Here is a 22,184-nt window from a genome sequence, read left to right on the forward strand (position 1 = left end):
TATCACTTTTGCGGAACATTGTTCCGTACAGCGGTCTTGGCACAGCTAAGAAACCGCTCTAACATCCTTGAGGGAGGAGTCGTGGTTCTGCCCAATGGGATGCCACGCGCATGGGAGGATATCGCTTTGATTTTGACAGGCGCGGTTGATGCGTGGCTGAAAGACTATGCGCACGGCAGTGACGGAACCTCGGCTATGACGCCTGAACAGGCCGTGCACTACCTGATCGCAAATGAACCGATTTACGAGCTGTCCCAAGCCCGGATTCGCGGGGTCGAGACCCGCGTATTCAAGAACATCCCCGGTCACATCCGCGCCCTGATGCAACTCAGCCGGGCCGATCAAGGCGACGGTGCGGCGGATTATCTGGTGTTTGGCGAAGAACGCTGGACTTATGATGAGTTCTGCTCGGAAACAAACAGAATAGCGCACGCACTTACAACCGAACTTGGGGTGCGCAAGGGGCAGCCAGTCGCCATCGCAATGCGCAATTGCCCCGAGTTTCTGTTTCTGTTCACAGCGATCGCGTCAATCGGTGCGGTGACTGTCTTTTTGAATGGCTGGTGGACCACGGAAGAGTTGGTCTATGCCCTGCAAGACAGCGGCGCAAAGATCGTTTTCGGCGATCGGATAAGGGTCGAACGTCTGCTACCATTGCAAGCCGAAAGGGATATTCAGGTGATCGGGGTGCGCGATGGCGGTGACCTGACACCGATCAACTATGCCTCGCTGCTGGACGCCAGTTCAGATGATAGCTGGCCGCAGGTCGACATCGACACCGATGACGACATGGGGATCATGTATTCTTCGGGGACAACCGGCCACCCCAAGGGGGTTGTTCTGACCCATCGCGGCGCGATGAGCGCGGTGTTTTCCTGGTCGATGGTCATGACTGCGGCCCCGCTGGTTACCCCCCCTGCCGCAGATGACCCTGCACCGCTGCGCCCGGCCACATTAGTGGTGACGCCGCTATTCCACGTCACTGCAACTCATCCTGTCTTTCTGTTTTCGATCCCGTCCGGCGCCAAGCTTGTGGTGATGGAGAAATGGGACACTGACCGCGCCGTTCAGTTAATACAGGAAGAACAGATCACCCGGTTTCTGGGTGTTCCGACCCAAACCCACGACCTGATGGAGGCCGCTGTGCGAATGGGTCAGCCCCTTGAAACGCTGGACTTCATTAACTCGGGTGGCGCAAAGCGGCCTCCGCCGCAGGTGGGGGAGCTGGCTCAGGTTTTTCCGGCTGCTCAAATCGCAACCGGATGGGGCATGACCGAGACTAACGCACTCGGCATGGGCACAGCTGGGGAAGACTATGTCGCCCGCCCCGGATCGGCGGGTCGGTTGTATCCGCCGGTGCAGGAACTGCGCTTCCTAGACGATGAAGGGCGGGACGTGCCGGCGGGCGAGGTCGGAGAGATCACTATCAAAAGCCCCACGATCATGCGCTGTTATCTGAACAAGCCCGAGGCCACCGCCGAGGTTCTGAACGAAGGCTGGCTGCGCTCTGGCGATCTGGGGTTTATCGACGCAGACGGCTTTGTCACTATCGTGGATCGCAAAAAGAATATCATCATCCGCGGGGGCGAAAACATCGCCTGCCTGGATGTCGAAGGCGCGCTGCACAAACATCCTGCGGTGGCCGAAGCCTGCGCGTTTTCCATACCGCACAAAAGATTGGGCGAAGTCGTCGGGGCCGGTGTTCAGTTGCGCGCCGGTTATCACGCAACCGCGCAGGAAATTCAGGATTATCTGGCGAAACACATCGCCACATTCAAAATTCCGGAACACTTGTGGTTGCACTCAGACCCCCTGCCGCGGGGTGCCACAGACAAGCTCGACCGGCGCGCGTTGCGCGCTCAGTGTATAAAGTCATTAAATGGAACAGATGCATGAATACCCAAGACACCCTCGTTGCGTATCACGCCTCGGCTGGTAAGGCTGCCTGGAACGTACCGGATATCGACACCGCAACCCCCAGACGCCCGGTAAAGACCGTCGGCATCATAGGTGCAGGCACAATGGGCGGGGGCATCTCCATGAATTTTGCCACCGTAGGCTATGATGTAAAGATCGTCGACACCCAACAAGCGGCGCTGGACCGCGGCCTTTCCGTGGTGCGCAGCAACTATCAGCGCAGCGCCGACCGGGGCCGGTTCCCTCAGTCCGAGGTCGACATTCGCATGGCGCGATACGACGGCTGCCTCTCGTTGGAGGATCTGGCAGACTGCGATTTGGTGATCGAAGCCGTGTTCGAGGACATGGGGCTGAAGCGCAAAATCTTCACCGATCTGGACCGGATCATGAAACCGGGCGCGATTTTGGCCACCAACACCTCGGCGCTGGACATTGACGAGATTGCCTCAGTGACCAGCCGCCCCCAAGACGTTATCGGATTGCACTTTTTCTCGCCTGCCAATGTGATGAAGCTGCTGGAAATCGTCCGGGCGGAACACACAGCACAGGATGTTCTGGCCACCTGTCTGGATGTAGCGCTTGAGATCAACAAGATTGCTGTTGTCGTCGGGGTCTGCCCGGGGTTTGTCGGCAACCGGATGCTGTTCAAACGACAGGATCAGGCGATGAAGCTGGTCTATCGCGGCGTGATGCCATGGGATGTCGATGCGGCACTGAACGCTTTTGGCTTCAAGATGGGACCGTTTCAAATGGCGGACCTAGCCGGGCTGGACATCGGCTGGTCAAAGGGGGCCACAACCGACAATCCGATCCGTGACGCTCTGTGCGAACTGGACCGCCGGGGCCAGAAAACCAAGGCCGGGTACTATGACTACGACGAAAACCGCACGCCTGTTCCGTCGGAAGAAACCGCGAAAATCATCACTGACATTACCGGGGCAGAGCCTTCGCAAATGTCGCAGGACGACATAATCGACGTCTGCATCTGCCCGATGATCAATGAGGCGTTGAAGATCCTTGAGGAAAACAAGGCACAGCGCCCGTCGGATGTCGATGTGGTCTGGATCAACGGCTATGGCTGGCCTGCGGACAAGGGCGGCCCGATGTATTACGGCGACATGATCGGCGCGGCCAAAGTGCTGGAGGTCATGGAAAAACTGGGGGCTGAAGACCCTGACTTTGCGCCTGCGGAGATGCTGCGAAAGCTGGCTGCCGAAGGTGGGAAATTTACTGAAATTGACACCGGTGGTCTGAAAACCGCACGCGTCTGAAGGAGACATCATGTCATACGAATTCATCACCACCGAACAACGGGGCAATGTCCTGCTGGTCACCATGAACCGCCCCGAGGTTTACAATGCCGTCCATGCCCCGATGCATCACGAAATGGCCGATTGCTGGGACAAGTTTGCCGCCGCCGAGGATCAATGGGTCGCCGTTCTGACCGGCGCAGGGGATAAGGCGTTCACGGCAGGCAACGACCTGAAATTCACCGCCAAACATGGCCCGCAACCGATCCCCGAGACCGGGTTTGCCGGGCTGGCCATGCGCTATGATCTGGAAAAGCCGGTCATCGCAGCCGTTAACGGCTTTGCCATGGGCGGCGGGTTTGAAACCGCACTGAGCTGCGACATCATTCTGGCTTCGGACCGCGCAAAATTCGCCTTGCCCGAAGTGAAAGTCGGCTTTTTCGCCGCCGCGTCCGGCGTGCAGCGTCTGAGCCGCTATATCGGCCGCCTCGCGGCGCAAGAGATGATGATTACCGGCCGCACCGTTGACGCGGACGAAGCCTTGAAACTGGGTTGCGTGAACGAAGTTGTCCCGCATGACGATCTGATGACCCGCGCGATGGCACTGGCGGATGACATCTGCAGCGTGTCACCGTCGTCTGTAAAGGCCACCAAACGTGTGTTGAACCGAATGGCCCAGATCGAGGGCTTTGGCGAAAGCATGGAGCATTCGCGCGAGGTACTGAAAGATCTGGCCCAGACCGAGGATTTCAAAGAAGGCGTGCAAGCCTTTGCCGAGAAACGCAAGCCCAATTGGGTCAACCGCTAAACGAGCCGCGCTCGTCAAAACAGGAGACCTGACATGGTCCAAACCGTTGCAGATATGAATAATCTGGAAATGTCCGAAGGGGCCAAGCCGCTTTTGGAAAAGGTGATCAAGCACATCGCTGAAAACGTCGATCCTATTACCGAAGAATATCACCGGCTAGGCCATGGCCGGGCCGACCGCTGGTCCTATGCCCCCGGTCAGCTTGAACTGTTGGAAACCGCCAAGCAAAAGGCACGCGATGCGGGGCTGTGGAATTTTTTCCTTCCCAATGCCGAAACCGGCGAGGGTCTGTCGAACCTCGACTATGCCTATATCGCCGCTGAACTGGGCAAAAACCCCTTGGCCTCGGAAACGCTGAACTGCTCGGCCCCCGATACCGGCAACATGGAAGTGCTGGAGCGGATCGGAACCGAAGAACAAAAGGAAAAATGGCTGAAACCTCTGCTGGCCGGTGAAATCCGGTCGGCTTTTGCTATGACGGAACCGGACAGGGCCTCATCTGACGCGCGCAATATCAGCACCCGCGCCGTGCTGGAAAACGGCGAATGGGTCATCAATGGCGAGAAATATTACATCTCGGGCGCGGGCGATCCGCGCTGCAAGATCATGATCGTGATGGTGAAAACCTCGCCCGACGCAGAGACATTCCGTCAGCAAAGCCAGATCCTAGTGCCGATGGACACGCCGGGTGTCGAGATCGTAGGCCCTATGCATGTTTTCGGTCAGGATGACGCTCCGCATGGGCATATGCAGATCCGGTTCACCAATGTGCGCGTCCCCGAAAGCAACATCTTGTGGGGCGAAGGGCGCGGGTTCGAAATCTCGCAATTGCGGCTTGGGCCGGGGCGAATTCACCATTGCATGCGCTCAATCGGTCAAGCGGAAAGGGCACTGGACCTGATGATCGCGCGCGGTATCAGCCGCGAGGCGTTTGGCAGAAAACTTCTGGATCTGGGCAAGAACATGGAAACCCTGTCACGCATGCGGATCGAAATCGAGGCGATGCGCCTGATGGTCCTCAAGGCCGCCAAGGCGATGGACACGATGGGCAACAAAGAGGCGCGCATCTGGGTGTCGATGATCAAGGCGATGGTGCCGGAAAAAGTCTGTCAAATCATTGATCAGGCCATGCAAATCCACGGCGCGACCGGTATTTCGCAATGGTCGCCCCTGTCCGAGATGTATACCGGCCAGCGCACCCTGCGTTTTGCTGATGGCCCGGATGAAGTCCACCACGCCGTCGTCGCGCGGGCAGAGGTCAAGGATTATTTGGCTTCTAACGAACGTCAGGCAGGTACATCAGCCGGAACAAAAGGCGGAAGGCAGTTCGACGGGCCGTAAGGAAAAACGATGAACAACATGTTTGATCTGACCGGGCGTAATGCCCTGCTGACCGGCGCGTCCCGCGGGATGGGGCTGGAAATGGCAAAAGGGTTGGCACAGCAAGGGGCCAATGTGGTGATCTCGGCGCGAAAGATCGAAGCGCTTGAGGCCGCCACCGCCGAAATCAACGACGCCGTGGGTCGCAAGGCCGCAACACCAATGACCTGCAACATCGGCAACAGGCAAGAGGTTGAGGCACTGGCCAAAGCAGCCCGCGAAACGGTGGGGCCGATCTCGGTCCTGATCGGAAACGCTGGCGTGAACCCGTTCTACGGCTCAATGCGCGACATCACGGATGAAGCCTTTGAAAAGACCATGCAGGCCAACGTCCAGTCGAACCTGTGGCTGGCAAATGCTGTCTTCCCGGATATGGAGGGGCTGGGCGGCGGTTCGATGCTGTTCACCTCGTCCGTCGGCGCGTTCAAGCCATCTGACACGCTGGGCACATACAACATCTCGAAACTGGCGCTGATCGCGCTGGTGCGAAACCTGGCGATGGAAATGGGTCCGGCGGGGGTGCGGGTCAATGCGCTATGCCCCGGTGTGGTTAAGACCGAGTTCGCCCGCGCCCTGTGGGACAATCCAAAAATAGCCGAATCCTACCTGCGCCAGGTGCCCCTGCGCCGACTGGGAGAGCCAGAGGATTTCACCGGCATCGCCGCGTTCATGGCCTCTGACGCCAGCCGCTATATCACGGGTCAGGCGCTGACCGTGGATGGCGGCGCCGTGATGTGGACCTAAGGGGAAAGCCATGGAAATCGAAGGACAAATCGTTGTCGTAACCGGCGCCGCCAGCGGCATCGGTAAAGCTTTGGCTGCGGCCTTTGCTGCGGCGGGTGCCAAATCGGTTATTTGCGCCGACCTGAACCTGCCCGGCGCGGAAGAAACCGCAAACCAGATCGGCGGCATCGCAATCAAAGCAGATGTCTCGAAAGAGGATGACATTTCCGCGCTGATCGACCGAACCGAAACCGAGGTTGGGCCGATCGGTATCTTCTGCTCTAACGCGGGTATCCTCAGTATCGGTGGGCCTGAAACCGACAACGACATCTGGCAAGGTATGTGGGAGGTCAACGTGATGTCCCATATCTGGGCGGCGCGCCATGTGGTGCCACGGATGATAGAACGCGGGGGTGGTTATCTGCTGAACACCGCTTCGGCTGCTGGACTGCTCAATCAGGTTGGCTCGATGGCTTATGGGGTTACCAAACACGCCGCGGTCGGAGCTGCCGAATGGCTGGCTTTCACCTATCGCGATCAGGGCATCGGGGTGTCGCTACTCTGCCCGCAGGCGGTTCGGTCCGAAATGACGCGCGGACACGAGGACGGAGTGGCCTCGCAAGACGGTATGTTAGAAGCCGAACCCGTGGCCGAAGCCTGCCTGCAGGCCATCCGAGACGAAACTTTCCTGATCCTGCCGCACCCCGAGGTGCTGGGTTATATGCGCAACAAGACCGATAACTACGACAGGTGGTTGGGGGGCATGCGCAAACTCAACCGGTTTTACGGCGCAGCCATGACCGGAACGCCGAAGTAAAGCACCCCGTTTAGCCTCCGCGATCGACATAGAGGACGCTGGTCACAGGTCATAAACCCTGCGGGCCGTGCTGCTGAACAGCGCGGCCTTTTCTTTCTCGCTGTAATCGGCGGCGATCTTCTTGAGGCCGTTCCACAACACCGGATAGCTGATCGAGATACGGTCGACCGGAAAGTTGCTTTCGAACATGCAGCGCCGGGCCCCGAAACAGGCGATCATGTGGTGATACCAGGGGGCCATGACATCGACGAATTCATCCGAACCCGGTGGCTGGCTGCGATCATGCCAGCCCCACCCATTATCGGGCATGGCCATGCCGCCCAGCTTGGCAACCACATTGGGACATTCCGCAAGGGCTGCGATGTCATCTTTCCATTGGGCAAAGATGCTGTCGCGTTGTCCCGAAAACCGCCCCACGCCCAGAGGCGTAGACAGGTGATCCAGAACCAGCGTGGTACCCGGCACTGCTCGGGCCAGATCCGTAAAAGCGGGCAGTTGGTGATGATACTGCCACGTGTCATAAGTCAGCCCCCGCGCACCCAAGAGCGCCACGCCCCTGCGAAAATCCGGGTCCGAATATAGGTCTTTCGGCCCCCGACCCGGCAGGAAAAATTGTTCAGGCTCGGCATCTCGGGCTCCGGCGTGGCGGATCCCCTTGAACAACCCCTGCCCCGCAGCGACATGAGCATCCAGAACGGCGTCCAAATCCGGGTTCCGCAGATCGGCAAAACCGACAATCCCAGCCAGACGCGCCGGGCCGTTATGGGCGCGGGCCAATGCCGCGACCTGCCGGGTTTCGCCTACCGGGGCAAGCGGGTTTGACGATGCTGGATCATAGTAAGAACGGCATTCCATATAGACCGTTTCAACCACGTTATGCCCGCTTGAGGTATCGGTTTGCAGCTCGGCCATCTCATAGACGTGCCCATGCCGCACCCACAGATGATGATGCGGATCGACGATCTCGCGCTCGGGGTCGATGATATTTTCGGTGGTATGCGCCAGCCAGTCGTCACGCGCGGCCATGCGGGGAATCCAAGCTTTATCGACTTTCATCACGCCTCCTTAGTTGCGTAATATTCCCGTTCTTCATTTCAGAATGGTAAAGGTCCTTTTGGCGCTAAGTCGCAGGGGCTGGCCGCAGGGCAAAACCTATGTGCGCAAAATCACCCCCGCACCAGATCCTCCTCGCGCAATTTGGTGTAGTCGACAAAGAAGTCGAAACTGCCGGGGTTCGACATGGAATCCCGATTGACCACATGGGCAGGATCACCACCCAAAAGCAGCTTTTTCACCGGAACTTCCAACTTCTTGCCCGACAAGGTACGCGGCACCTCGGTGATTTGAATGATTTCGTTGGGGACAAAGCGCGCGGAAACGGCGCTGCGGATTGCACCATTGATCTTGTCCTTCATAGACTCGTCCAACGTCAGACCTTCGGCCAGCACCACGAAAAGCGGCATGAAACTGTCGCGGCCCAGAAACTCAAGATCAACCACCAGTGAATCCATCACTTCCGCCAACCCCTCAACGGCCTGATAAATCTCGGACGAGCCCAGCCGCAGCCCCTTGCGGTTAATGGTGGCGTCCGAACGGCCATAGATTACCGAGGCGCCCTCGGGCGTGATTTCGATCCAGTCGCCATGCCGCCAGATGCCGGGATAAGTGTCGAAATAACTGTCATGCAGGCGCGATCCATCCTCATCCCCCCAGAAATACAGGGGCATTGAAGGTAGCGGTTCAGTGCATACCAGTTCACCAACAGTGTCGAACACCTCATTTCCGGCCTCGTCGAAGGCGCGCACGGCATTGCCCAGCATTCGGCACTGCATTTCACCTGCGCGCACGGGCAGCATCGGGTTGCCGCCGACAAAAGCGCTGGCGATATCGGTCCCGCCCGAGATCGGGGCCAGCCACAGATCGGACTTCACGTTGCCGTAAATCCAGTCATAGCCATCCGCACTCAGCGGTGATCCGGTCGATCCCAGACCCTTGAGCGCGGACAGGTCCAGATCGGCAGGACGTATGCCTGCCTTGAGGCAAGCCTCATAAAACGCGGCCCCCGCCCCCAGAAACGTCAGCCGGTTCCGGGCGGCAAAACGCCAAAAGGCCATCATGTCCGGATGATTGGGCGCAGCATCGAACAACGCGGCTGTCGCCCCTTGGCCCAGCGCCGATAGCTGTGTGTTCCACATGATCCAGCCAGATGACGTCATCCACGCATAGCTGTCGGTTTGCGTCAGGTTCTGGTGCAGGCTGCGCTTTGCGCTTTCAAGCAGCACGCCGCCATGACCATGCACGATGGGTTTGGGATTCCCCGTCGTGCCCGAGGAATAGACAATCCACAGCGGATGATCGAAGGGGACGGGCGTGCTTTGGTACGTCGCATCGCCCTGTGTCAGCGGGCGGAAAGCGTGCGCATCATCGGGAACCTCGCCCGCAACGGGCACCCAAAGTGTGTGCTGCACCGAAGGCAACCCAGAGCGGATTTCTTGCAGCAGGGACCGACGGTCAATTTCTTTCCCCGCATGGGTATAGCCGTCCTGCACGATCAACACCTTGGGTTCGATCTGTCGGAACCTGTCCAGAATGGCAACACGCCCCATGTCGGGCGCGCAAAGCGACCAGATCGCGCCCAGACTGGCCGCTGCAAGGCAGGCAATAAGCGCCGTTTCGGTGTTGGGAAGGACGGCGACCACGCGATCGCCCTGCCCCACCCCCATCTGTCGCAGGTTCGCGGCCAGATTCGCCACGCGATCATGAAGCTCGGTCCATGTCAGTGACGCCACCCCAAAGGTCTCGGATTCAATGATCAGCGCAGTCGCGTCGGGCTGGCCCTCTGCCCACCGCAATACCTGATCGCTGTAATTCAGCATCGTGCCGGGGCACCAGACCGCGCCGGGCATCTTCCGTTCGGCCAAGAAAATCGTGGGTTCCACACTGGCACGAAGATCGAAGAATTCCCAAACGGCAGACCAGAACCCTTCAAGATCCGTGACACTCCAATTCCAGAGCGCGGGGTAATCGGCAAATTCCAAACCCCGTTCGGCCCCAAGCCAGCGAATGAACCCGGCCATGGGGGTAGCCTGCGCCTGTTCCAGCGTTGGTTGCCAAAGGATCGGACGGCCAGTGTTTTGCCCAGTCATGCGATCAAAGCTCCGTGGATCAGGGCGCGCAATTGCGCACGCGATGGATAGGATGAACTGGGCGAAAGTTGAGTGAAGAACACAACGCTCATCTGATGCACCGGGTCGACCCAGAACGCGGTCGAGGCCATGCCACCCCAGGCAAAATCCCCGACACTGCCGGGCACGCCCACCCGACCGGGGTTCAGCGTCACAGACCCGCCGATGCCAAAACCGGTGCCGGCCATTGGCTGTTCAGCAAAACTGGGGATGCCCATGTCGGCAATATCGCCCTTCAGATGGTTCGACATCATGAAGACCAGCGTCTTGGGCGACAGAATACGATGATCGCCTGCATCACCGCCACGCCGCAGCATCTCGGTAAAATTCATATAGTCGTCGATGGTGCCAACCAGCCCGCCGCCACCCGAGCGTTGCTTGGTGGTGTGATAGGGCGAGGTCTTGCGATCATCGGCCAAACGCAAAGTATCCCCTCCGTCTTTAGCCGTATTCAGCGCCATCGGATCATCGAGCGGCGTATAGAGATTGGCAAACCGGTCACCCGCATCCACAGGCACATTGAATGCGGTTTCCGTCATGCCAAGTGGCTGGAAAATCTCTTCATCAAAGAACTGGTCCAGTGTCTTGCCCGAAACAACTTCGACCACCCGACCTGCAATGTCGATGCCGACCGAGTACATCCAGCGAGCGCCGGGCTGAAACGCCAGTGGTAGTGCCGCGACCTTGTCAGCCACCTCGGCCAAAGTGCCGCGTTTGGGAGTGAAATCCAGCCTTTGATCCGCCATCGCCTCGGCCACCAGACCGGGGTTGAAGGAATAGCTGAGACCACTGGTATGCGTCAGCAGTTGCTGCAAGGTCGGCGTAGCAGCCGGTTCCGTCTGATCCAAGCGAGTGGCACCCGGGATCAGCGCCTGCATCCGGGCAAAACCCGGAATGAACTCGGACACTGGCGCGCCCAAATGGATCAGGCCCCGTTCCACCAGTGTCATCAGCGCCACAGACGTCACCGGTTTGGTCATGGAATAGATGCGCGCAATGGTATCGCGGGTGAAGGGCAGGTCCTCTTCGATGTTGCGCAGACCGCTATCGGCATAGAACACCTCGGTCCCGTTACGCTTGACCAGGACCGAGGCCCCGGGGTATTTGCGCGCCTCAACATAGCTTTGCATCCAGGGCCGGATACGCTCCAGCCGCGCCAAGTCGAACCCTTCGCTCATGCCAGCATCCTTTGCATAGCGTCGCGGGTTTCTTCGTTGAACCAAGACCGGTCCGTGTCACCCGCCAACCGTTTCATTTCAGCCTCGATCACTTCAATTGCCGGGGCGCGAAGCTGCCGCTTGACCCGGCCATAAGTCAAGGCGGGCAAGCTGGCCAGCTCTTGCGCTTTGCTTTGCGCGGCACCCAACAGGGTTTCAACCTCGACCAACTCATCCACCACACCTTGCGCCGCAGCATCTTCTGCGTGGATCGGCTGGCCGGTCAGAAGGAACCGCCGCAGCGTGTTGGGTTCAAGCGTTGCGCGCGCGATCTCAAGCGGGCCAATGGGCAGGTCAACGCCCACGCGGATTTCGGCCAGACCGAAACTGGCCTTCGGACCAGCCACACGCCAATCTGCTGCAAGTACAAAGAAAAACCCACCGGCGATGGCCGCCCCGTTCACGGCCGCAACAAGCGGTTTCGGAAAACAGAACTGGGTGAGGAATGCATGATTTAACGCATCCACCAGACCGTTTTGCGCCTCGCGATCCAAATCCATGGCGTCCTTTAGGTCCAGACCGGCGGAAAAACCTTGCAGGCGCTTTCCAGAACCACCCCGCGCACATCGTCGCGCGCTGAAAAATTGTTTAGCGCGTCGACAAAGCCGTACGGAAAATCAGGGTCCAGAGCGTTCACCGGCCCCCGCGCCAACGTCAACGCCATCACGCCGTCACCCAAATCGCGACTTTGCAAAAATTCGGTCATCTTCCCCCCTTCAACGGGATCATCATCCCGATCATCCAACCGGCATAGGACCTCCGCCCCGTAACCAACGCACAAAAAGAGGGCTACAAACGCCCCCTTTTGCTGCCTTGCGACGTGGCGCGCTCAGACCTCCAGCCATTCCTTGCGGATATCGTCGCGCTGCTTCAACTCTTGCGGCGTCCCTTCGAACACCACGTGGCCATGCCCCATAACATAGACCCGGTTGGCAATGTCCAAAGCGATGTCCAGCTTCTGTTCCACCAACAGGGTCGAGATGCCGCGCCCGGCGATTTCCTGCAACAGTTCGGCCACGCGTTTGACCATCTGCGGCGACAGCCCCTCGGTGGGTTCGTCGATCATCACCAGATCGGGATCGCCCATCAGGGTCCGGCACATGGTTAGCATCTGCTGCTCTCCGCCGGACAAAACGCTGGCCTCAACGTCGGCGCGGTTATCGAGGTTTTCGAACATGTCGAACATATTCTGCATCGACCAGCGGCCATCGCCGTCTTTCTGGCCAGGTTTCAGCCCAAGGATCAGGTTTTGCCGCGTGGTAAGACCGGGAAAGATATCCCGGTTTTCAGGCACATAACCGATGCCCAGATTGGCGATCTCGTAGGCTTTTTTACCGGCGATCTCCTGCCCTTTGAACCGGACAGAACCATGTGGTTCGACATCGCCCATCACCGCCTTGCAGGTCGTGGACCGCCCGACCCCGTTGCGCCCCAGCAGGGCCACGATCTCACCCTCGGCGATGTTCAGATTCACACCCTGAAGGATGTGGCTTTTGCCATAGTAGGCGTGCATATCCCTGACTTCGAGCATCAGTGATCCTCCATCGCGGTGCCCAGATAGGCTTCTTGAACTCGGGGATTGCCGCGCACCTCTTCAGGGGTGCCGGTGGCGATGATCTCACCGTAAACCAGAACCGAGATACGGTCGGCCAGACCAAAGACCACACCCATGTCATGTTCCACCATCATCAGCGTCTTGTTTTCGGTCACCTGACGGATCAGTTCGACGATATAGTCGGTTTCCGAATGGCTCATGCCTGCGGTGGGTTCGTCCAGCATGATGACATCCGCCCCGCCCGCGATGGTGATCCCAATCTCAAGCGCGCGCTGCTCGGCATAAGACAGAACCCCTGCTGGCAAATCCCGGCGGGTGGTCAGGTTGATCTGTGCAAGGATTTCATCGGCCGCGTCGGTCAGATCCTGTTTGCGCGACACAAGCGTCCAGAAAGAATACTTGTACCCGCGCGTCCAAAGCAATGCGCAGCGGATATTCTCGAACACCGACATATTGGGAAAGATGTTGGTGATCTGGAACGACCGGCTGAGCCCAAGGCGGTTGATCTGGAACGGAGCCTTGCCCCGCAGATCCTGCCCATGCAATTGCACAGTGCCCGCGGTCTGGGCAAAGCGCCCGGTGATCAGGTTGTACAAGGTGGATTTTCCAGCCCCGTTCGGCCCGATCACCGCATGGCGTTCGCCCTTGCGCACGCTTAGGTCAACGCCCCGGATGATCTCGGTCTGACCAAAGCTTTTCCTCAGATTGGTGATTTCAAGAGCAGACGTCATGCGCCACCTCCATCCAGGCTGGTTGCCGCGTGATAGCTATTGGCCATGTCAGGCGCGAACCGTTTGGCCAGCCAACCGCCGCCGATCAGCAACACGGTTGAAACCGCCCAGGGCAGAAACGTGTGGCTGTCAAAGCTGATCCAGAACAAGGTCATCTGATGATCCCCCGGCGGGGCATGGCGCAGGTGGAACACCATCTCGATCAGACAGGCCGCGCCGATGATTGCAAACACGCCGGGGACCAGCACCTTGGCGTAGGGCACGGCCAGCGACCTCAGCCGTTTCATTTTGACCGCCGGCGCATGCATCATCAACAGCCCGGCCAAACCGCCGGGGAAATACATCACGGTGACCAGAAACAGCAGGCCGACATACAGGGCCCAAAGCTCGGTTTCCAGCCCCAGCACCGTGCGCAGCAGCGTAAACACGATGGCCCCGATGATCGGACCGAAAAAGAAACCAACACCGCCCAGAAACGTCACAAGAAGGATCTCACCCGAGGTGGCAAGGTTCAGGTTCTCTTCCGTCAGGATTTCGTAGTTGATCGCAAACAGCGCCCCTGCAACCCCGGCAAAGAACCCCGAGGCGACAAAGCTGTGAAACCGCACCCAACGCTGGGAATAGCCCAGAAACTCGGCCCGTTCGGGGTTGTCACGCACCGCATTGGCAATCCGGCCAATGGGCGTGCGCGAGAATAGAAACATCAGCAGCGCCGACAACATAAGCCAAAAGGCCGTCAGATAGTAAACCTCGATCTGGCGCAGGAACTCGATGCCAAAGAAAGGCAGGCCATAGGTCCGGTCACCGCTGATCCCTTCTTCGCCGCCAAAAAACACGACGATGATGATGGAGCAAGCGGCAATCAACTCACCCACGCCAAGCGAGATCATGGCAAAAACCGTGCCCGAACTGCGGGTTGAGAAACTGCCTACGACAATTGCCAGCCCCATCCCGACAAGCCCGCCAAAGATCGGCAAAACCGGCAGCGGCAGCGCGGCGAAAAAGTCGGACATGTTCATGATGTGCATACAGGCAAACCCGCCTACACCCATATAAACCGCATGGCCGAAACTCAGCATACCGCCCTGCCCCAGCAACATGTTGTAAGCCAGCGCAAAGATGATGGTGATAGCCATCTGGTTCATGACGGTAATGGCAGAATTGGCTGTGAACACCATCGGCAACAGCACCAGCGCGGCAGCCGACAGAAGCCACGGCATGACGACGCCCAGCGAAAGGCCCGGTGCCTGTCTGCTGGCAGCGATTTGAGATGTCTGTGTCATGCCTGCCGCTTTCCGAATAGACCATAGGGCCGAAACACAAGGATCAGGACCATCAGGATATAAGGCAGAATGTCCGCGATCTGCGGCGAGGTCAGCGTCCAGAGATCGCGCCATGCGCTGTCCCAGATCGGGTCGGGCGTGGTAAATCCGATGCCGTTCAGGATGTCTTCCATACGCACGTTATATGCCTTGGAGAACGTGGTCAGCCAGCCGATGATCAGCGACGCGACAAGCGCACCACCAAGGCTGCCCAATCCGCCGATAACGATGGTGACAAACACGATCGAGCCCAGCACGAAAGCCATGCCCGGAAAGGTCGATAGGACCGGCCCCGCGATCACACCGGCGACACCGGCCAAAGCCGTGCCGACGCCGAACACCCCCATGAAGACCAGCGGCACGTTGTGTCCCAGCGCCTCAACTGTCTTGGGGTAACTCAGGGCCGCCTGAATGATCAGTCCTACCCGCGTTCTGGTCAGTATGTAGAGCAGCACGAGGAAGATCGCGACCGAGGTGAAGATCATGAAAATCTTGTAGGCCGGGATAGCATTGCCCGCGATCGAAAAGGCGGTGAATTGCAAAATCTCGGGAATTTCATAGGGCATCGCGCTTTTGCCCCAGATGAACTGCACCAGCTCTTCTATCAGCAAAGCCAGACCGAAGGTGAAGATTAGCTCGGGCACATGACCGTATTGGTGGACTCGGCGCAAACCATAACGCTCGACCAGCGCGCCCAGAACACCGACAATGACCGGCGCGATCAGTAGCCCCATCCAGAACCCCAGAAAGACACTGATTTGAAAAGCAAAATACGCCCCCAGCATATAGAAACTGGCATGGGCAAAGTTCAGAACACCCATCATGGAAAAGATGAGTGTAAGACCCGCGGACAGCATGAACAGAAGCAACCCTGTCACCAGCCCGTCGATCAGGTTGACGGCAATCAATTCCATGCCTGTCCCCTTTCACGAAGAATTTGACAACATCAGACAAGACCAGCCTGCCGCATCGCACGCGGCAGGCTGCAAGCGCTCATAGGCGTTAGGGGCGCTTCATCTTGCAGGTGGTTGCCGCATCGGCAGCCGCCATTGTGACCGTGTCCTCAGCCTTCAACCCGAAGCCCGAGTTGTCATAGTCGAACTGCACGTCGTCAGTGTGGGCCTGAATATGCACGTCCTGAATGATCTGATGGTCGATCTCGCGCATTTTCAGCTTGGTGCCCCAGATGCTGTCATGCTCCATACCTTCCAGAGCATAGGCAACCTGAGCCATATCTGTCGCTGTGCCCGCCTCGTTGATGGCTTTGGCCAGCATCTCAACCACGTTGGCAATCCGCGGCTGTGCCGGGTCGGTGTCGGGATAGGCTTCCTTGAAGCCCGTCACAAACGCGGCAGCACGGTCCGAGACCGGCGGGTTGATCTGGCCTTCGCCCACCACCCGCAGAGATCCGACACCGGATTCCCCGAACGCAGCGGTAATGCCGTCAGCCGCGCCGTAATAGGTGTAGATCGGCCCCTCAAAACCGTTCTCAAGCACCGACTTTCCGAGGTTCAGCATGTCTGCGCCCCAGTTGCCGGTGATCACAAGATCTGCCTCTGACGCCATGATCTTACGGGCATAGGGGGTGAAATCTTTGACCTTGCCGATCGGATGCAACTCGTTTCCGACGATCTCGACATCGGGGCGCTTTTCGCCAAGGAATTTCACCGCAGCGGCGGCCACAGCTTTACCAAAAGAGTAATCCTGCCCGATGATATACACTTTTTCGACGCCATCATCTGCTGCAATCACATCGGTCAGCGCGTCCATCTTGATGTCTGCATTCGCATCAAAGCGGAAATGCCAGAAATTACATTTATCGTTGGTCAGGGCCGGATCAACGGCCGCGTAATTCAGAAAGATAACCTGATTGTCGGGATTGCGGCGGTTGTGCTTGTCGATAGCGTCGGTCAGGGCGTTGGCCACGCCCGAACTGTTGCCCTGCGCAATGAAACGGATGCCCTGATCGATTGCCACCTGCAACTGAATGAGCGATTCCTTGGGGCTGATCTTGTTGTCGAATGCGACGATTTCAAAGTTCTGACCGTCCAGAACACCGCCTTCTTTGTTGACCAGTTCATCGGCGGCAAACTTAAACGTCGCAAGACCCTGATTGCCCGTCGCCGCAAAAGGGCCAGACAATGGGTCGATAAAGGCAATCTTGATATTCTCGGCATATACGGCAGTTGCACTAATCGCCACTGCCAGCGCAGCACTCAAGCCGCGCATTGTTGTATTTTTCATATCATTGTTCCTCCCTGTTATTGTCCGACACACGCCTCCTCCGCAGTGCCGGAAAACACAGGCTCACAGTGACACACCCCCGAAAAGAGTCAACAGTTCCTTTTATTTTTATAGCCTACAATCAATTAGTTAAGAGACCCAAAGGCGCCACCCAAATCTTGAGCAGCGTTCTGATCACCGGTGCAAAATTTTTGTTCAATAGCTAAAAAAAACGAACAAACCGGACTAAAGAAATTTCCAAGACTTGCCGCAGAGCCGGTCCAATCGAAGTACAGACCCCGGGCAACTTCGGTCCCTAGGCCAGACTAAGATTTTTCCCGGCCTCAACCAGCATCGGGCCATAGACTGTTTCCAGCTCTTTGGGGGTTAGGTGAAAAGACGGACCTCCTACGTTCAGACCAAACACCCGGTTGTCGATGACCGATCTGAAGGCAACCGAGATTCCGTTTACGTCCGGTCGCCAATCTCCATAGCCGGTACAAAAACCCAGCCGGTCCATCTCTTCCTGTGCTGTGTTGAAGCTGCTTTGCCGAAACTCTTCGGTATCGCTGTCCTGCGTCCGCGCGGTCTCAAATGCCTGGGCGCGTTCATCTTCGTCCATCGCGGTCAATATCGCCCGCCCCATGGCCGAGCGGAACAAAGGCAGACCCGTCCCAACACGGGCCACCAAGGAAACCTGTTCACGCGAGGTTTCGGTCGCCAGATAAACTGCATTCATTCCATGCCGTTCGCCCAAAGCCACAACAACATACGAGTTGGGACCATTGCGCAACTTCAGCATTTCGCGCCGTGCGCGTTCGGCAATGTCCAGACTTGCCAATACGCCAAACCCCAAAAGCATAACGCCCGCGCTTAGTCGATAGGTGCCAGTGCGATTGTCGACCTCAAGATAATCCAGCTTGCACAATGTGTGGGTCAGGCGCGAAACGGTTGCCTTCGGCAGTCCGGTTCGTTTGGACAGATCGGTGTTGCTAAGTGCGGTATCCCCTTCGCGAAAGCACCGTAGAACATCCAGCCCCCGCGCCAAAGCGGTGATGAAGTTACGGTCTTTCAGTTCCTCACTGGTGCCTTCGACCATCGTTTACCCCTTAATTCCAACCACTATCCAACGCACGCAGCCCATGTTCGGCAAAGATCGGAACGAACTGCCCGGACTGTCGCGCACGCTCGGGGTTGGATGCATTGCCGTCCAAAGCTCGTTTATAAACGCCCTGAATAATTGCGGCCATACGAAAGAAGCAAAAAGCCAGGTAGTAGCCGAAATGGTCAATTCCATCCAACCCCCGGTAGGTGCAATAGGCGGCGACAAATTCTTCGTCGGTCATCAAACCTTCGGCGGCACGGTCCACGCCTGCCAGTCCGCGGCCCATACCACCCGGCGGCATCTGCCATTGCATGATCACGGCGGCCAAATCTGCATAGGGATGGCCAATGGTGGATAATTCCCAATCCAAAACAGCAAGCACATCCGGGCTGCTCTTGCAGAAAAGCATATTGTCGATTCGGTAATCACCATGCACCAGCGTCCGTTGTCCGTCATCCTCGGGGGCCTCATCCACCAGATGCGCCATCAGCCGGTCCATCGCCGCGATGGTCTCGGTTTCCGAAGCGCGGTACTGCTTTGACCAGCGGCCGATCTGACGTTCAAAATAATTCCCCGGCGGCCCGTAATCCGACAGGCCCACCTTGCCGATATCGACGCTGTGCAAGTCTGCCAGTGTTTTGTTCATCGCCTTCTGAATACCGCCCCGCTCGTGCCGGGGTACATCGGGCAATTCGGGAAAGTTGAAGTGCCGCCCGTCCATGAAGTCCATTACATAGAACATCGAGCCGATGACGCTTTCATCTTCGCAAAGAAGATGCATCTTTGACACGGGCACGTCCGTCTCGGCCAACGCCTTTTGCACCCGGTATTCTCGGTCAACCGCATGAGCCGATTTCAACAACTGGCCCGGCGGCTTGCGACGCAGTACATATTTATGCGAAGGCGTGCTTAGCAAGAAGGTTGGATTGGATTGACCGACCTCAAACTTCGTGAACTCGACCGGTCCCTCGAAGCCTTCAATCCTGTCAGACAGATAGTCAGCCACGGCCTTTGCATCTAGGGTCTGGGTCGATTGGGACATCGTAATTCCTCAGCTATGAGTGATCATCTCGGCCTGCGCTACAGGGTGCAGGTGAGGGATTGCGTTAAATTCGGTCAACCCGATACCCCGCGATGAGAACAGGAACCGAGACTGAGAGGTGTTGCGAAGTTGCAGGTTCAATTCCATCATTTGCGGATTGGGCGCATTCAAGACAGACGACGTGATCTGGCCAATGGGTCCACCGGACGAAACCACAAGAACCCGCCGGGCCTCGGTTTGTGTGACAAAACGCAAGGCAGCGGCGACGCGCGCCGAAAACTCGGCCCAGCTTTCCGACGCGTCGGGCAGGCCACCTTCCTGCCAGTGCAGGATGGTTTCCCTTAGCGCACGGAAATGGGTTTTGCGATCCCTCTGTACCCTCTGGGGTACGTCGCCGCCGAAACGTGCGTTTAGCAGGTCCTTGAAATCATACTCGTTCAAACCCGCATGCCGCTCGGGCGCCGCACTAAACCCCATCGAGGCCAGCGTTTCGGCTTGGCGCGTCAATGTACCAGTGATCAGACGGTCCGGAACCCAACCCGTGCCCCGCAACCAGTCGCCCAATTGAGCAGACTGCCGGTGCCCCAGATCCGAGAGTTTGTCGTAATTGTCCGCCCCGAACGAGGCCTGTGCGTGGCGGACAAGAAGAAGCTCTGCCATATTCAGCCCGGAAACTGCCGCGCAAGACTGGCGCCAGCAGCCAGATACTCATCTGCAATTCGGTCAACCAGCGCCCGGGCAGGCTCGATGCTTTTGACCGCACCAATGCCTTGGCCAGAACCCCAGATCGTTTTCCACGCTTTGGGCTTTTCGCGGTCAGTCGAAAAATTCATCGAGGTCGGGTCCGCCGTGGGCAGGTTTTCAGGGTCCATTCCTGCATTCACAATCGACCCACGCAGGTAATTGCCCCAGACGCCGGTGAACAGCGAAGAATAGACGATGTCATCCCCGGCGCTGTCCACGATCATTTGTTTGTAGCCGGGATCGGCATTGGCCTCATCCGTGGCAATAAAGGGTGACCCAACATAGCCGAAATCAGCCCCCATCGCCAAAGCCCCCAGCAGCGAGTTGCCCGAGGCAATCGCCCCAGACAGCGCCAGCGGCCCATCGAACCATTCGCGAATTTCACGGATCAGGGCGAAAGGCGACAGCGATCCGGCGTGCCCCCCTGCTCCGGCGGCTACGGCCACCAGACCATCGGCCCCTTTCTCGATCGCTTTTTTTGCGAACTTGTTGTTGATGATGTCGTGAAACACGACGCCACCATAGGAATGCGCGGCCTCGTTCACTTCGACCCGTGCGCCCAAAGAGGTGATCCAGACCGGGACCTCGTGCTTCACGCAGATGTCGATGTCCCGCTGCAACCGTCCGTTTGACCGGTGCACAATCTGGTTCACCGCATAAGGCGCGGCCGGGTTGTCGGGGTTTTCCTGATTATGCCTGTCCAACTCTTCTTTGATGCGGGTCAACCAGGCGTCCAGCAGGGGCGGCTCGCCTTCGGCCTCTCGCGCGTTGAGCGCAGGGAAAGAGCCGATGATGCCTGCCTTACATTGCTCAATCACCAGGTCAGGGTTCGAGATGATGAACAGCGGTGAGCCGATCATCGGAATGCGCAGACCCCGCAGAACCTTCGGCAGATGTGAATCGTCGCGGTTCCAAGCGGTCATTTATAGAACCTCGAACAGGCCAGCGCCGCCCATGCCACCACCGATGCACATGGTGCAGACCACATATTTGGCGCCGCGCCGCTTGCCTTCGATCAGGGCATGACCCACCATCCGCGCGCCGGACATGCCATACGGGTGGCCGACAGAAATCGCGCCACCATCGACGTTCATAATCTCGTTGGGAATGCCCAGACGGTCGCGGGAATACAGAACCTGCACTGCGAAGGCCTCGTTGAATTCCCACAGGTCGATGTCGTCCATGGTCAAGCCATGCGCCTTTAGCAGCTTGGGTACGGCAAAGACGGGACCGATGCCCATCTCATCCGGCTCACACCCAGCAGCCATCACACCGACGTAGCGGCCCAGAGGTTCCAGTCCTTTTTGTTCTGCAACCTTGGCCTCCATGATCACCGAGGCCGATGCCCCATCCGACAACTGCGAGGCATTGCCCGCCGTGATGCACTTGCCTTCCTTGATGTGGATGCCATCCTTGAACACCGGCTGCAGACCGGCCAGAGACTCGACCGTGGTCGAGGGGCGATTGCCCTCATCCTTGTCCAGCGTCACCTCATGTTCTGATATCTCGCCGGTTTCGCGGTTCTGCATTTTCATCACTGTAGTCATCGGAACGATCTCGGCGTCAAACCTGCCTGCCTGCTGCGCGGCATGGGTGCGAGCCTGAGACTGCGCGGCGTATTCATCCTGATATTCACGGCTCAGACCATAGCGTTCGCCAACGGTTTCGGCGGTTTCAAGCATGGTCATGTAAAGCTCAGGCTTGTGTTCAACGATCCACGGGTCGCGCCCCACGCGCATCTCAGGCGTCTGCACCGTCGAAATACTCTCAACGCCGCCGCCGATCACTACATCCATGCCATCGTGCACCACTTGCTTGGCTGCCGTGGCAATGGCCATCATCCCCGAGGCGCACTGACGGTCTAGCGTCATACCGCCCACTGTTACCGGCAAACCGGCCCTGATAGCGGCTTGGCGGCCAATGTTGCCCGCCTGATAGCCCTGTTGCAGGGCGGCACCCACGACGCAGTCCTCGATCTCGGCCGGATCAACGCCAGAGCGTTGCACCGCGTGTTCAATGGCATGGCTCATCAGAGCTTGCGGGGTGGTAGCATTGAAAGCGCCGCGATAGGCTTTGCCAATCGGGGTACGTGCTGTTGAGACGATCACTGCGTCGCGCATTTCGTTTGTCCTTTCGACGGATTATGCTGTCTGTTTCGAAAATTT

21 protein-coding genes are annotated in these 22,184 nt (G+C 58.1%); 6 read left to right on the forward strand and 15 right to left on the reverse strand.

Annotated elements, in window-relative coordinates:
* Nucleotides 1–81 precede the first annotated feature (81 nt).
* From GOV88_RS17580 to GOV88_RS17605, 6 genes are read left to right on the forward strand one after another with little or no spacing between them, the layout of a single operon-like run.
* Nucleotides 82–1,896 (forward strand): class I adenylate-forming enzyme family protein, encoded by a 1,815-nt coding sequence (locus tag GOV88_RS17580; RefSeq protein ID WP_371808264.1) that lies wholly within the window; start codon nucleotides 82–84, stop codon nucleotides 1,894–1,896.
* Nucleotides 1,893–3,188 (forward strand): 3-hydroxyacyl-CoA dehydrogenase, encoded by a 1,296-nt coding sequence (locus GOV88_RS17585; protein WP_171241235.1) that lies wholly within the window; start codon nucleotides 1,893–1,895, stop codon nucleotides 3,186–3,188. The genes GOV88_RS17580 and GOV88_RS17585 overlap by 4 nt, the downstream gene beginning before the upstream one ends.
* 10 nt (nucleotides 3,189–3,198) lie before the next feature.
* Nucleotides 3,199–3,975, forward strand: coding sequence for an enoyl-CoA hydratase-related protein (locus tag GOV88_RS17590; protein WP_171123389.1), 777 nt, complete (start codon nucleotides 3,199–3,201; stop codon nucleotides 3,973–3,975).
* A gap of 54 nt (nucleotides 3,976–4,029) precedes the next feature.
* Nucleotides 4,030–5,316, forward strand: a complete 1,287-nt coding sequence (locus tag GOV88_RS17595) for an acyl-CoA dehydrogenase family protein (RefSeq protein ID WP_171123901.1) — start codon at nucleotides 4,030–4,032, stop codon at nucleotides 5,314–5,316.
* A gap of 9 nt (nucleotides 5,317–5,325) precedes the next feature.
* Complete coding sequence (locus GOV88_RS17600) at nucleotides 5,326–6,099, forward strand: SDR family NAD(P)-dependent oxidoreductase (protein ID WP_171241236.1); 774 nt, start codon at nucleotides 5,326–5,328, stop codon at nucleotides 6,097–6,099.
* Between the two features lie 10 nt (nucleotides 6,100–6,109).
* Nucleotides 6,110–6,895 (forward strand): SDR family oxidoreductase, encoded by a 786-nt coding sequence (locus GOV88_RS17605; RefSeq protein WP_171241237.1) that lies wholly within the window; start codon nucleotides 6,110–6,112, stop codon nucleotides 6,893–6,895.
* Nucleotides 6,896–6,937: 42 nt separating this feature from the next.
* On the opposite strand, the gene GOV88_RS17610 is transcribed toward GOV88_RS17605, so the two are convergent.
* From GOV88_RS17610 to GOV88_RS17675, 15 genes are all read right to left on the reverse strand, one after another.
* Complete coding sequence (locus tag GOV88_RS17610; RefSeq protein WP_217358932.1) at nucleotides 6,938–7,951, reverse strand: amidohydrolase; 1,014 nt, start codon at nucleotides 7,949–7,951, stop codon at nucleotides 6,938–6,940.
* Between the two features lie 110 nt (nucleotides 7,952–8,061).
* Nucleotides 8,062–10,041, reverse strand: a complete 1,980-nt coding sequence (locus GOV88_RS17615) for an acetoacetate--CoA ligase (protein WP_171241238.1) — start codon at nucleotides 10,039–10,041, stop codon at nucleotides 8,062–8,064.
* Nucleotides 10,038–11,258, reverse strand: a complete 1,221-nt coding sequence (locus GOV88_RS17620; RefSeq protein ID WP_171241239.1) for a serine hydrolase — start codon at nucleotides 11,256–11,258, stop codon at nucleotides 10,038–10,040. Before GOV88_RS17620 ends, GOV88_RS17615 begins: the two co-directional genes overlap by 4 nt.
* Complete coding sequence (locus GOV88_RS17625; RefSeq protein WP_254449265.1) at nucleotides 11,255–11,797, reverse strand: enoyl-CoA hydratase/isomerase family protein; 543 nt, start codon at nucleotides 11,795–11,797, stop codon at nucleotides 11,255–11,257. The genes GOV88_RS17620 and GOV88_RS17625 overlap by 4 nt, the downstream gene beginning before the upstream one ends.
* An 8-nt stretch (nucleotides 11,798–11,805) precedes the next feature.
* A complete protein-coding gene (locus tag GOV88_RS20525; protein WP_254449266.1) occupies nucleotides 11,806–12,003 on the reverse strand; it encodes a hypothetical protein in 198 nt (65 codons plus the stop codon).
* Between the two features lie 123 nt (nucleotides 12,004–12,126).
* Nucleotides 12,127–12,831, reverse strand: a complete 705-nt coding sequence (locus tag GOV88_RS17630; protein WP_217358935.1) for an ABC transporter ATP-binding protein — start codon at nucleotides 12,829–12,831, stop codon at nucleotides 12,127–12,129.
* A complete protein-coding gene (locus GOV88_RS17635) occupies nucleotides 12,828–13,583 on the reverse strand; it encodes an ABC transporter ATP-binding protein (protein WP_171123402.1) in 756 nt (251 codons plus the stop codon). The genes GOV88_RS17630 and GOV88_RS17635 overlap by 4 nt, the downstream gene beginning before the upstream one ends.
* Entirely contained in the window at nucleotides 13,580–14,866 is a 1,287-nt protein-coding gene (locus tag GOV88_RS17640) for a branched-chain amino acid ABC transporter permease (protein WP_171241241.1), read from the reverse strand. Before GOV88_RS17640 ends, GOV88_RS17635 begins: the two co-directional genes overlap by 4 nt.
* Nucleotides 14,863–15,819: a branched-chain amino acid ABC transporter permease gene (locus GOV88_RS17645; RefSeq protein WP_171123406.1), complete on the reverse strand. Its 957-nt coding sequence runs from the start codon at nucleotides 15,817–15,819 to the stop codon at nucleotides 14,863–14,865. The genes GOV88_RS17640 and GOV88_RS17645 overlap by 4 nt, the downstream gene beginning before the upstream one ends.
* A gap of 88 nt (nucleotides 15,820–15,907) precedes the next feature.
* Nucleotides 15,908–17,149 (reverse strand): branched-chain amino acid ABC transporter substrate-binding protein, encoded by a 1,242-nt coding sequence (locus GOV88_RS17650; protein ID WP_254428784.1) that lies wholly within the window; start codon nucleotides 17,147–17,149, stop codon nucleotides 15,908–15,910.
* A gap of 295 nt (nucleotides 17,150–17,444) precedes the next feature.
* A complete protein-coding gene (locus GOV88_RS17655) occupies nucleotides 17,445–18,227 on the reverse strand; it encodes an IclR family transcriptional regulator (RefSeq protein WP_171241242.1) in 783 nt (260 codons plus the stop codon).
* Between the two features lie 10 nt (nucleotides 18,228–18,237).
* Entirely contained in the window at nucleotides 18,238–19,275 is a 1,038-nt protein-coding gene (locus GOV88_RS17660; RefSeq protein ID WP_171241243.1) for a phosphotransferase family protein, read from the reverse strand.
* Nucleotides 19,276–19,284: 9 nt separating this feature from the next.
* Nucleotides 19,285–19,935 (reverse strand): histidine phosphatase family protein, encoded by a 651-nt coding sequence (locus GOV88_RS17665; RefSeq protein WP_171241244.1) that lies wholly within the window; start codon nucleotides 19,933–19,935, stop codon nucleotides 19,285–19,287.
* A 2-nt stretch (nucleotides 19,936–19,937) separates the two neighbouring features.
* Nucleotides 19,938–20,942 carry a nitronate monooxygenase family protein gene (locus GOV88_RS17670; protein WP_171211930.1) on the reverse strand — a complete coding sequence of 335 codons (1,005 nt, stop codon included), beginning with the start codon at nucleotides 20,940–20,942 and terminating at the stop codon, nucleotides 19,938–19,940.
* Complete coding sequence (locus GOV88_RS17675; RefSeq protein WP_171123418.1) at nucleotides 20,943–22,139, reverse strand: acetyl-CoA C-acyltransferase; 1,197 nt, start codon at nucleotides 22,137–22,139, stop codon at nucleotides 20,943–20,945.
* Nucleotides 22,140–22,184 lie beyond the last annotated feature (45 nt).

It is taken from the genome of Ruegeria sp. HKCCA5491, from assembly GCF_013034565.1.
Lineage (GTDB): Bacteria > Pseudomonadota > Alphaproteobacteria > Rhodobacterales > Rhodobacteraceae > Ruegeria.